Here is an 11,291-nt window from a genome sequence, read left to right as displayed (position 1 = left end):
TCGACCAGATCCACCGCACGCTGCGCCGCGATGCGTCGGCGCGTGCGGCCGACGCGGTGCTGGCACTGGTGGGCCGCTGAGATGCAGCTGGGGCTGGATTTCGAACTGGTCGAGGAACTGGTCGCCGGTGTCGACGAAGTTGGCCGCGGTCCGCTCTGCGGCCCGGTGGTCACCGCCGCGGTGATCCTCGATCCGGCCCGCCCGATCCGGGGCCTCAACGACTCCAAGAAACTCACCGAAGCGCGCCGCGAGGCGCTGTTCGACGAGATTCAGGAAAAAGCGCTGGCCTGGTGCATTGCCCGCGCCGAGGTGGACGAAATCGACCGCCTCAACATCCTCCACGCCACCATGCTGGCCATGCAGCGCGCTGTGGACGGCTTGAGCGTTACACCGAAGCTGGCGCTGATCGACGGCAACCGCTGTCCCAAACTCTCTGTGCCCAGCGCCCCGGTGATCGGCGGCGACGCCGAGGTGCCCGCCATCGCCGCCGCCTCCATCCTCGCCAAGGTCAGCCGCGACCGGGAAATGCAGGCGCTGGACCTGATCTACCCCGGCTACGGCCTGGCCGGCCACAAGGGCTACCCCACGCCCGTCCACCTCGAAGCGCTGCAGCGCCTTGGCGCCACGCCTATCCACCGACGCAGCTTTGCGCCGGTGCGCAAAGCACTGGAAATGATCTTGCCCAGCAGTAGTGGACACGGATTTAGGCACTCATCCGAGCTTCAAAGGCTTCCGGGCTGATGTGCCCCAGCGTGCGCATTGTCGTAGCAGTTGCCTTTCGCGCTCATGCTGCAGCGCAACTGATGGGCTCGGATCAGCGTCTGGTAGGCCATCGAGCAGTACTGGCTGCCGCGGTCGCTGTGCACGATCACACCGGTGGGCTGCTTGCGTCGCCACAGCGCCATGCGCAGGGCATCGCAGACCAGGTCGGCCGTCATGCGTTCGCTCATGGCCCAGCCGATCACCCTCCGGGAATACAGATCAATGATCACCGCCAGATACAGCCAGCCTTCTTCCGTGTGCAGGTAGGTGATATCGCCCACCCATTTCTGATTCGGAGCCGATGCCGTGAAGTCCTGCTGGAGCAGGTTGTCCGCAACGGGGAGCGAGTGCCGGGAGTTGGTCGTGGCCTTGAACTTCCTGGCCGCTTTGGCGCGCAATCCTTGCCGTCGCATCGAGGCAGCAACCGTCTTGCGATTGCAGGGCAACCCCGCGTCCCGCAGGTCATGGCAAAGCCGTGGAGCTCCGCTGCGGCCTTTGCTTGCGCTGTAGGCCTGCGCGACCCGCTGATCCCGTTCGGCCCGTTGCTGATGGCGTGTAGAGGGGCGGCGTGAGCACCAGGCGTAGAAGCCGCTACGAGCGACGCCCAGCACACGGCACATGGCTTTCACCGAAAACTGCGAGGTGTGGGTTCTCATGAAGGCGTACTTCACTTGAGGCTCTTGGCAAAGTACGCGGCGGCCTTTTTTACGATGGCCAGCTCTTCGGCTTGCTCGGCCAGAAGCCGCTTGAGTCGGGCGTTTTCGTCGGCCAGAGATTGCTCACGCTCACTGCTGGTCTGTGATTGCTGCTGCTTGCTCCGCCAGCCATAAAGCTGGGACGCATGAAGGCCAAGCTGCTCGGCGGCTCTGCTGACGCCGACTCGCTCAGCGAGCGCCAAGGCTTCATCCTTGTAGGCTTGGGAGTGGCGGGTACGGGTTTGCTTCATCGTGCTTGCGGGTCTTGCCATGGTTCACCTCGTGCAGTGTATCGCTTAACGGGGTGTCCACTGGAGCTGGGCAAGATCAAAATTCTCTAGAGCTTCCCAGCCGATCTGCTGGTGGCTTCGATCCCGGTCAAACGCTTGCGTCATCTTTCTTGGTAACGAAAACGGGGCCTACTCTTTCGAGTGGCCCCGTCTGCCCGGCTAATGCTGCGTAATAGGGGGCGGGTTTAGTTACGCTTCCGGTTCCGCATACGCATTGGCGTTGTTTCGATTGTGTTGAATGACCAAGCCGATGAGGCAGGCTACGGCGATCAGGATGCCAATCGGTTTGGCATAGTGGATTGGCAGATTAAAACCAATCCCGGCCGTTGCGATATACGAAATGGTCACGGCGGTGCCGATCACGGCGGGGATGCTGACAATCCAGTGGAAGCTGCCCCGATCCAACAGATACTTGGTTGCCAGCCACAGCACGCTGGTGGATAGCAGCATGTTGGAGAAGGCGAAGTATCGCCAGATCAGCGAGAAGTCCAGGAACGTCATCAGATACGCCACGCCCAGCAGCGGCGCCGACAAAGCCAGGCGGCGCATGGCGGACTGGGGAATGTTGAAGGCGTCGGTGATGGTCAGGCGCAGCGAGCGGAAAGCGGTGTCGCCGGAGGTGATCGGGAAGATGGCCACTGCCAGGATCGCCATCACTCCGCCAAAGATGCCCAGGTAGCTGGTAGCGATATGGTTGATCACAAAGCCCGGCCCGCCCTGGTCGAGCATAGCCTTGAGTTCGACATAGCCGCCGGGGAAGGTGGCGATGCCTGCCGTAGCCCACACGCAGGCGACTATGCCTTCGCACATCATCGCGCCGTAGAACACCGGGCGAGCATATTTTTCATTGGTGAGGCAGCGGGCGATCATCGGCGACTGGGTAGAGTGGAAACCACTGATGGCCCCGCAGGTTATGGTCAGGAACAGCAACGGCCAAATGGGCAGTCCGCTGGGGTTGGGCGTCAGGAAGTCATGCTCATGGTGGCCGTCGAAGTAGGCGAACAGATCGGTGACCTGAGGCAGGTGGGGCGCTTCACGCAGCAGCGCTAGAGCAACCAGGCTGGTCATCACGATCATCAGCAAGCCAAACAGCGGATACAGTTTGGCGATGATTTTGTCGATGGGTAGCAAGGTCGCGAAGAAATAATAGGCGAGTATTAACAATACCCAAAATGTATTTCCGGCCAGGAACGTGCCTTCGAAATAGGACAGGTTGCTCAGCAGGCCTGCCGGGCTCATGATGAAAACCACGCCAACGAAGAAAAGCAGCATGCAAGTGAAGACCAGCATGAAGCCTTTGAAGATCACGTTGTAATAGTTGCCGGCAATCTCCGGCAGGCTTTTACCATCTTCCTTGAGGCTCATCACGCCGGAGAAATAGTCATGCACCGCACCGCCAATAACGTTGCCGATGACAATCCAGACCAGCGCGATCGGGCCATACAGGGCGCCCAGGATGGGGCCGAAAATAGGGCCGATACCGGCAATGTTCAAAAACTGAATCAGAAATGCCCGCATGGGGCTGATGGGGACGTAGTCGACGCCGTCATGCAGGCGCTGTTGGGGGGTTATGGCTGTAGGGTCTATGCCCGCTTGTTTTTCAACAAATGGGCTGTAGAACTTGTAGCCGAGTAAAAGTATTGCAAGGCTGGCAAAGAAAATGAGCATTTATGGACCTCGTTTTGTAGGAGTAAGCTCCGCTGGCTGCTCTGCTCTAATGGGAGCTTTTTTGAGGGTAAGCCAATGAGCGCTCTCGCTTATTGAGCATCAGCCTAAAGTCGTAGATGTAGAGCGAAGGGGGGCAGATTTATTTTTCCGTCTAGTCTGACTCGTGCAGGAATGAGGGAAAAGGCACGGCATTTATTTATCGCCCCGTTCTTTAAAGCAGAAGACTGCGGGTAACGGCTCGGTTAGCCCCCTCCGGGACCTGATTTTGCCCAGATGGACACCCCCTTGACCCGTCACGCAACACTGGAAGCGTCCGCCATGCCCGCCACTCGCCTCTGGATCAAGAACCCCCTCGCCCTGTTCACCGCCAACGAACAGCGCGCGCCGGGCGGGCTGGTGATTGAAGGCGGGGTGATCGTCGAGCTGCTGGGCGCCGGTCAGGCGCCGGCGCGGCCGGTGGACAGCACCTTCGATGCCCGCGAGCACGTGGTGTTGCCGGGGCTGGTCAATGCCCATCATCACTTCTATCAGACCCTGACCCGCGCCTGGGGGCCGGTGGCCAGTGTGTCGCTGCTCGACTGGCTGATGACGCTCTACCCGGTGTGGGCCGGGCTGACGGCCGAGCAACTGGCACTGGCCAGCCGGGTCGCGCTGGCCGAGCTGTTGCTGTCGGGTTGCACCACCACGGTGGATCAGCATTACCTGTTCCCGGACGGCCTGGAGCAAGCCATCGATATAGAGGTGGAAGCGGTGCGCGAGCTGGGTATGCGCGCCACCCTGTGCCGGGGCTCGATGAACCAGGCCAAGCCCGACGGTGGGCGGCCCTACCGGCGCCTGGAGCAGGACGCCGAGGTGATCCTCGCCGACAGCGCGCGGCTGATCGACCGCTACCACCAGCGCGGCGACGGCGCGCAGGTCCAGATCGCCCTGGCGCCCTGTTCGCCGTTCTCGGTCACCCGTGAGCTGATGCGCGACACCGCCGTGCTGGCCGAGGCGCGCGATGTGCGGCTGCACACGCACCTGGGCGAGACGCCGGACGATGCGGCGTACTGCCTGCGGCGCCACAACATGCATGCCGTGGACTACCTGAAGAGCGTCGGCTGGCTGGGGTCGCGCACCTGGCTGGCCCATGGCATCCACTTCAGCCAGGTGGAGATCGACCGCCTCGGCGCCGCCGGCGTCGGTATCTGCCATTGTCCGAGCGCCAACATGCGCCTGGGCAGCGGTATCTGCCGGACCCTGCAGCTGGAGGTCGAAGGGGCGATCATTGGCCTCGGCGTCGATGGCTCGGCCGCCAACGATGCCTCCAACCTGATGCTCGAAGCCCGCCAGGCGCTGTACCTGCAGCGCCTGCGCTACGGCGCGGCGGCGATCACGCCGGAGAAGGTGCTCGGCTGGGCGACCCGGGGTTCGGCGCGCTTGCTGGGCCGCACGGATATCGGCGAGCTGGCGGTGGGCAAGCAGGCCGACCTGGCGCTGTTCAAGCTCGACGAGCTGCGCTTTTCCGGCAGTCACGACCCGCTGGCGGCGCTGCTGCTGTGCGGCGCCGAGCGGGCCGACCGGGTCATGGTCGGCGGCCGCTGGCGGGTGGTCGATGGGCGGATCGAAGGGCTGGACGTTGCCGCGCTGATCGCCGCGCACAACCAGGCGGCGCGGCAGCTGATTGCCGGTTAGCAGTTGTGGCGCTGCCCACCGCCCCGCCTGCGCGCTTTCCGTTACAATCCCGCCCCTTACCGTCAGTCGTGCCCAGGTCAGCCATGCCCGTTTCGTTCGTCCATCTGCGTCTGCATACCGAGTTCTCGCTGGTCGATGGCCTGGTGCGCGTCAAGCCGCTGGTCAAGGCCGTGGCGGCGGCGGGCATGCCGGCGGTGGCGGTGACCGAAATCAGCAACATGCATTCGCTGGTGCAGTTCTACAAGGCGGCCAATGGCGCGGGCATCAAGCCCATCTGCGGCGCGGACATCTGGCTGGCGAGTCCCGAGGAAGACGGCCCGCTGAGCCGCATGACCCTGCTGGTGATGGATGCCAAGGGCTATCTGAACCTCACCGAGCTGGTCTCCCGCGGCTGGACCGAAGGCCAGCGCAACGGCATGGTGGTGATCGAGCGCGACTGGGTCAAGGAAGCGTCCGAAGGGCTGATCGCCCTGTCTGGCGCCAAGGAAGGGGAGGTTGGCCAAGCGCTGCTGAATGGCGACGAGGCGCTGGCCGAGCGTCTGCTGCGTGAATGGATGGATGCCTTTCCGGAGCGTTTCTACGTCGAGCTGCAGCGCACCAACCGGGTCAACGACGAGGAATACCTGCACGCCGCCGTGCCGCTGGCCGATCGCTTCGGCGCGTCGATCGTGGCCACCAACGATGTGCGCTTCCTCAAGCAGGACGATTTCGCTGCCCACGAAACCCGCGTTTGCATCGGCGAAGGCCGCTCCCTGGACGACCCGCGTCGCCCGCGCCTGTACAGCGACCAGCAGTACCTGAAATCGCCCGAGGAAATGGCCGAGCTGTTCAGCGACCTGCCGGACGCCATCGAGAACACGGTGGAAATCGCCCGGCGCTGCAACATCGAAGTGAAGCTGGGCAAGCACTTCCTGCCGGATTTCCCCACCCCCAACGGCATGAACATCGACGACTACCTGCGCCATGCCTCCTACGAGGGGCTGGAAGAGCGTCTGGCGGTGCTTTGGCCGAAGGACACCACGCCCAACTATGAGGAAGTGCGCCAGCGCTACGTGGATCGCCTGGAGTTCGAGCTCAACACCATCATCCAGATGGGCTTCCCCGGCTACTTCCTGATCGTGATGGACTTCATCCAGTGGGCCAAGAACAACGGCGTGCCGGTGGGGCCGGGGCGGGGCTCGGGTGCGGGCTCGCTGGTCGCCTATGTGCTGAAGATCACTGACCTCGATCCGCTGGCCTACGACCTGCTGTTCGAACGCTTCCTGAACCCCGAGCGGGTGTCCATGCCCGACTTCGACGTCGACTTCTGCATGGACGGCCGCGACCGGGTGATCGAGTACGTGGCCGACAAGTACGGCCGCAACGCGGTGAGCCAGATCGTCACCTTTGGCACCATGGCCGCCAAGGCGGTGGTGCGCGACGTGGCGCGCGCCCAGGGCAAGTCCTACGGCCTGGCCGACAAGCTGTCGAAGATGATCCCCTTCGAAGTGGGCATGACCCTGGAGAAGGCCTTCGAGATGGAGGAGCCGCTGCGCGAGTTCCTCAAGAACGACGAGGAAGCCCAGGAAATCTGGGACATGTCCCTCAAACTGGAAGGCATCACCCGCGGCACCGGCAAGCACGCCGGCGGCGTGGTAATCGCACCGACCAAGCTCACCGATTTCTCCGCCGTGCTGTGCGACGAGGACGGCAACGGCCTGGTGACCCAGTTCGACAAGGACGACGTGGAGCAGGCCGGCCTGGTGAAGTTCGACTTCCTCGGACTGCGCACCCTGACCATCATCAAGTGGGCGCTGGAGACCATCCACCGCGAGCAGCGCCGTCGGGGGGAAAGCGAGCTGGTCGATATCGACCGTATTCCGCTGGACGACAAGAAAACCTACGACATGCTGCAGAAGGCCGAGACCACGGCCGTGTTCCAGTTGGAATCGCGCGGCATGAAGGAGCTGATCAAGAAGCTCAAGCCCGACTGCCTGGAAGACATGATCGCCCTGGTGGCGCTGTTCCGCCCCGGCCCGCTGCAGTCGGGCATGGTGGACGACTTCATCAACCGCAAGCACGGCCGCGCGCCGCTCTCCTACCCGCACCCCGACTACCAGTACGCGGGCCTCGAGCCGGTGCTCAAGCCCACCTACGGCATCATCCTGTACCAGGAACAGGTGATGCAGATCGCCCAGGTGATGGCCGGCTACACCCTCGGCGGCGCCGACATGCTGCGCCGCGCCATGGGCAAGAAGAAGCCCGAGGAAATGGCCAAGCAGCGCGGTGGCTTCATCGAGGGCTGCGCGAACAACGGCATCGATGCGGAGCTGGCGGGCAACATCTTCGACCTGGTGGAAAAATTCGCCGGCTACGGTTTCAACAAGTCCCACTCGGCCGCCTATGGTCTGGTTTCCTACCAGACCGCCTGGCTGAAGGCGCATTACCCGGCGCCGTTCATGGCGGCGGTGCTCTCGGCGGACATGCACAACACCGACAAGGTGGTGATCCTCATCGAGGAATGCCGCCACATGAAGCTGCGCCTCGATGCGCCGGACGTGAACACCTCGGAGTTCAAGTTCACCGTCAACGAGGATGGCCGCATCGTCTACGGCCTGGGCGCCATCAAGGGCGTCGGCGAGGGGCCGGTGGAGGCCATCGTCGAGTGCCGCGCCGAGGGGGGGCCGTTCAAGGACCTGTTCGACTTCTGCAGCCGCGTTGACCTCAAGCGCATCAACAAGCGCACCCTGGAGGCGCTGATCCGCTCCGGCGCCCTGGATCGACTCGGTCCCTACTATCAAGACGAGCCGAAGGCCTACCAGGCCAGCGTGGACCTCAATCGCGCGGTGCTGCTGGCCGCCATGGAGGAAGCCGTGCAGGCTGCCGAGCAGACCGCGCGCAGCGAGCAGAGCGGCCACATGGACTTGTTCGGCGGCCTGTTCGCCGAGCCGGAGGCGGACGTGTACGCCAACCACCGCAAGGTGCGCGAGCTGTCGATCAAGGAACGCCTGCGCGGTGAGAAAGAAACCCTCGGCCTGTATCTGACCGGCCACCCCATCGACGAGTACGAGAAGGAAGTGCGGCGTTTCGCCCGCCAGCGCATCGTCGATCTCAAGCCGTCGCGCGAGCTGCAGACCATCGCCGGGCTGATCGTCAACCTGCGGGTGATGAAGAACAAGAAGGGCGACAAGATGGGCTTCATCACCCTGGATGACCGCTCTGGGCGCATCGAGGCTTCGTTGTTCGCCGACGCCTTCGCCAGCAACCAGGCGCTGCTGCAGAATGACGCGCTGGTGGTGGTGGAAGGCGAGGTCAGCCACGACGATTTCTCCGGCGGCCTGCGCCTGCGCGCCAAGCGCGTGCTGAGCCTGGAAAGCGCGCGCACCGCGCTGGCCGAGAGCCTGCGCCTGAAGGTCGATCATCAGATGCTGCAGGGCGAGCGCCTGCGCTGGATGGCTGATCTGTTCAAGCGCCATCGGGGCGCCTGTCCGCTGACCCTGGACTATACCGGTAGCGAGGCACGCGCCCAGTTGCAGTTCGGGGAGGCCTGGCAGGTGGACCCGACCGACAACCTGATTCAGGCGTTGCGTGACCAGTTCGGACGCGACAACGTCTTCCTGCACTACCGCTAGCGGGAATGACCGCCAGCTCGACCACGGGAGCCCCGAATCTTCGAGGTGGGCTCCTCCCGGAACAGCCGCCCGGCCCCTGGCCGCGAAACAAGACGGATGACTATGAACCCGAACTTTCTGGATTTCGAACAGCCGATTGCCGACCTGCAGGCCAAGATCGAGGAGCTGCGCCTGGTGGGCAACGACAATTCGCTGAACATCGGCGAAGAGATCGGTCGTCTGCAGGAGAAGAGCCTGTCGCTGACCGCCAGCATCTTCAGCAACCTGACCAGCTGGCAGATCGCCCAGCTGGCCCGTCATCCCAAGCGTCCCTACACCCTGGATTACATCAGCCACATCTTCAGCGAGTTTGAAGAGCTGCATGGTGACCGGCACTTTTCCGATGACGCCGCCATCGTCGGTGGTGTGGCGCGCCTGGGCGAGCGCCCGGTGATGATCATCGGCCACCAGAAGGGCCGCGACGTGCGCGAGAAGGTGCGCCGCAACTTCGGCATGCCGCGTCCGGAAGGCTACCGCAAGGCCTGCCGCCTGATGGAAATGGCCGAGCGCTTCAAGATGCCGATCCTCACCTTCATCGATACCCCCGGCGCCTATCCGGGCATTGATGCCGAGGAGCGCAACCAGAGCGAGGCCATCGCCTGGAACCTGCGCGTGATGGCGCGCCTGAAGACGCCGATCATCGCCACCGTGATCGGTGAAGGCGGTTCCGGCGGCGCACTGGCCATCGGCGTGTGCGACCAGCTGAACATGCTGCAGTACTCCACCTATTCGGTGATCTCCCCGGAAGGTTGCGCCTCTATCCTGTGGCGTACTGCCGAGAAGGCCCCGGAAGCTGCCGAGGCCATGGGCATTACTGCCGAGCGCCTGCGCGAGCTGGGCATCGTCGACGAGATCATCAAGGAGCCGCTGGGCGGCGCCCACCGCGATCCGGGCAGCATGGCCGCCAGCCTGCGCGACAAGCTGAATGCTCAGCTGGATATGCTGCAAGGCCTGGAAACCGACGCCCTGCTGGCGCGTCGCTACGAGCGCCTGATGAGCTACGGCGTGGCCTGATCGGTCCGTCCGCGTTGCTGCACCTCGGAGCCGACGTCAGTCGGCTCCTTGCTTTCCGGGGCCTGGCCCCGCTAGCCTCCCGCCATGACGCTTCCTGATCGACTTCTCCATGCCCTCGCGCCCTGGCGCGACGCGGCTGCCTGGCGCGTGGCCTTTTCCGGTGGGCTGGATTCAACGGTACTCCTGCATCTGCTCGCCGAGCTGCGCGAGCGCGAAACCCTGCCGCCGCTTTCCGCCATCCATGTCGCCCATGGCCTGCAGGCCGCCGCCGAACCCTGGCCGGCGCATTGCCGCGCGGTGTGTGAGCGGCTGGGCATCGCACTGCAGGTTGTCCGGGTCGATGTGGATCGCAATGCCGCCAGCCTGGAACAGGCGGCGCGCGAGGCGCGTTATGCCGCGTTCGCCGCGGCGCTGCGGCCCGGCGATGTCCTGCTCACCGCCCAGCATCGCGACGACCAGGCTGAGACGTTGCTGTTTCGCCTGTTGCGCGGCGCCGGCGTGCGTGGCTTGGGCGGCATGCCGGTGAGTCGTCCGCTGGGGGCGGGGAGCCTGGTCCGGCCGCTGTTGGCGGTGTCGCGCGCCGAGCTTGAAAGTTGGGCGAGACAGCACGGTCTGCAGTGGGTGGAAGACCCTTCGAACACCGATACCCGCTTCGCCCGCAATTTTCTGCGCCAGCAGGTCATGCCGCTGCTGGCGGGCTACTGGCCTCAGGTGGCGGGCAATCTGGCGCGCACGGCCGCGCACCTGCGCGAGGCGGATGCCCTGCTGGGCGAGCTGGCCGACCAGGACCTGGTCGCGGCGCGCGAACCGTCGCCCTGGCCCTGGCTGAGCCTGCCTTCATTGCGCCTGGAACCGCTGCAGATGCTGTCCGAAGCACGTCAGCGCAACGCGCTGCGTCACTGGCTGGCGCCGCTGACGCGGCTGCCGGACAGCGAGCATTGGGCGGGCTGGGCCTGCCTGCGCGACGCCGTCGACGATCGTGCGCCGGTCTGGCGTCTGCAGGGCGGCGAGCTGCGTCGCGCCGCCGGCCGGCTCTGGTGGCTGTCGGGCCCCTGGCTGAACAGCGTTCATCTGAACGCCGGCTTTGCGGGAGGGCAGATCGACCTGCCGGGCAATGGCCTGGCGCGCTGGGAGGGCCGCCTGCCTTCGGGGGAGCTGCGGCTGGCCTACCGGCAAGGCGGCGAGCGGATGACGCTGGCGGCGCGCGGCACGCGTGACCTGAAACGGCTGCTCAACGAGAGCGGGCTACCGCCGTTCGTGCGCGACCGTTTGCCACTGCTGCTGCGCGGCGACGAGCTGTTGGCGGTGGCCAACCTGCCCGCGCTATGCACCTCGGAAGTGCGAGGTCGCCTGCATTGGGAATGCCCGAAGGCCAACCTCGGGTTTGAGCTGACCGGTTGATTCCGGTAGACTGCGCTCCCGTCTTATTACAGCTTCTGCGGCTTCCTCCGGAACCCGTGGTAGCTGGCTATTGTCGCATTGCGCAATCGCTCCTTCGCTTACCCCGCGGCGCCGGCCGCTTACTAACGCAGACTTCT

Annotated in this window: 6 protein-coding genes and 1 pseudogene; 5 read left to right on the top strand and 2 right to left on the bottom strand. The window is 64.5% G+C overall.

Annotation, left to right across the window (positions count from 1 at the left end):
• The first annotated feature begins 81 nt into the window (after positions 1-81).
• Positions 82-741 carry a ribonuclease HII gene (gene rnhB / locus SF06_RS05175; RefSeq protein ID WP_052199716.1) on the top strand — a complete coding sequence of 220 codons (660 nt, stop codon included), beginning with the start codon at positions 82-84 and terminating at the stop codon, positions 739-741.
• Here the strand turns inward: rnhB and SF06_RS05170 are convergent.
• A pseudogene (locus SF06_RS05170) lies at positions 704-1,729 on the bottom strand (IS3 family transposase). The gene rnhB and the pseudogene SF06_RS05170 sit on opposite strands and share 38 nt — an antisense overlap.
• 207 nt (positions 1,730-1,936) lie before the next feature.
• Positions 1,937-3,415: a carbon starvation CstA family protein gene (locus tag SF06_RS05160; RefSeq protein WP_039560218.1), complete on the bottom strand. Its 1,479-nt coding sequence runs from the start codon at positions 3,413-3,415 to the stop codon at positions 1,937-1,939.
• Positions 3,416-3,733: 318 nt separating this feature from the next.
• On the opposite strand from SF06_RS05160, the gene SF06_RS05155 reads away from it, so the two are divergent.
• The 4 genes from SF06_RS05155 to tilS all read left to right on the top strand — a co-directional run bounded on the left by SF06_RS05155 (position 3,734) and on the right by tilS (position 11,154).
• The gene (locus SF06_RS05155) at positions 3,734-5,089 is read left to right on the top strand and encodes an 8-oxoguanine deaminase (RefSeq protein ID WP_039560217.1); all 1,356 of its coding nucleotides are present in this window, start codon (positions 3,734-3,736) and stop codon (positions 5,087-5,089) included.
• 83 nt (positions 5,090-5,172) lie between these two features.
• Positions 5,173-8,700 carry a DNA polymerase III subunit alpha gene (gene dnaE, locus SF06_RS05150; protein ID WP_039560216.1) on the top strand — a complete coding sequence of 1,176 codons (3,528 nt, stop codon included), beginning with the start codon at positions 5,173-5,175 and terminating at the stop codon, positions 8,698-8,700.
• Between the two features lie 102 nt (positions 8,701-8,802).
• Positions 8,803-9,753 (top strand): acetyl-CoA carboxylase carboxyltransferase subunit alpha, encoded by a 951-nt coding sequence (locus SF06_RS05145; protein WP_027589205.1) that lies wholly within the window; start codon positions 8,803-8,805, stop codon positions 9,751-9,753.
• 84 nt (positions 9,754-9,837) lie between these two features.
• A complete protein-coding gene (gene tilS, locus SF06_RS05140) occupies positions 9,838-11,154 on the top strand; it encodes a tRNA lysidine(34) synthetase TilS (RefSeq protein WP_039560215.1) in 1,317 nt (438 codons plus the stop codon).
• Positions 11,155-11,291 lie beyond the last annotated feature (137 nt).

The sequence above is a fragment of the Pseudomonas flexibilis genome (assembly GCF_000802425.1).
Lineage (GTDB): Bacteria > Pseudomonadota > Gammaproteobacteria > Pseudomonadales > Pseudomonadaceae > Serpens > Serpens flexibilis.
This window is presented reverse-complemented; position numbering and strand designations above follow the sequence as displayed.

Coding starts and splice junctions, on each gene's coding strand:
- rnhB (WP_052199716.1), top strand. CDS start 82: ATGCAGCTGGGGCTGGATTTCGAACTGGTCGAGGAACTGGTCGCCGGT.
- SF06_RS05160 (WP_039560218.1), bottom strand. CDS start 3,415: ATGCTCATTTTCTTTGCCAGCCTTGCAATACTTTTACTCGGCTACAAG.
- SF06_RS05145 (WP_027589205.1), top strand. CDS start 8,803: ATGAACCCGAACTTTCTGGATTTCGAACAGCCGATTGCCGACCTGCAG.
- tilS (WP_039560215.1), top strand. CDS start 9,838: ATGACGCTTCCTGATCGACTTCTCCATGCCCTCGCGCCCTGGCGCGAC.
- SF06_RS05155 (WP_039560217.1), top strand. CDS start 3,734: ATGCCCGCCACTCGCCTCTGGATCAAGAACCCCCTCGCCCTGTTCACC.
- dnaE (WP_039560216.1), top strand. CDS start 5,173: ATGCCCGTTTCGTTCGTCCATCTGCGTCTGCATACCGAGTTCTCGCTG.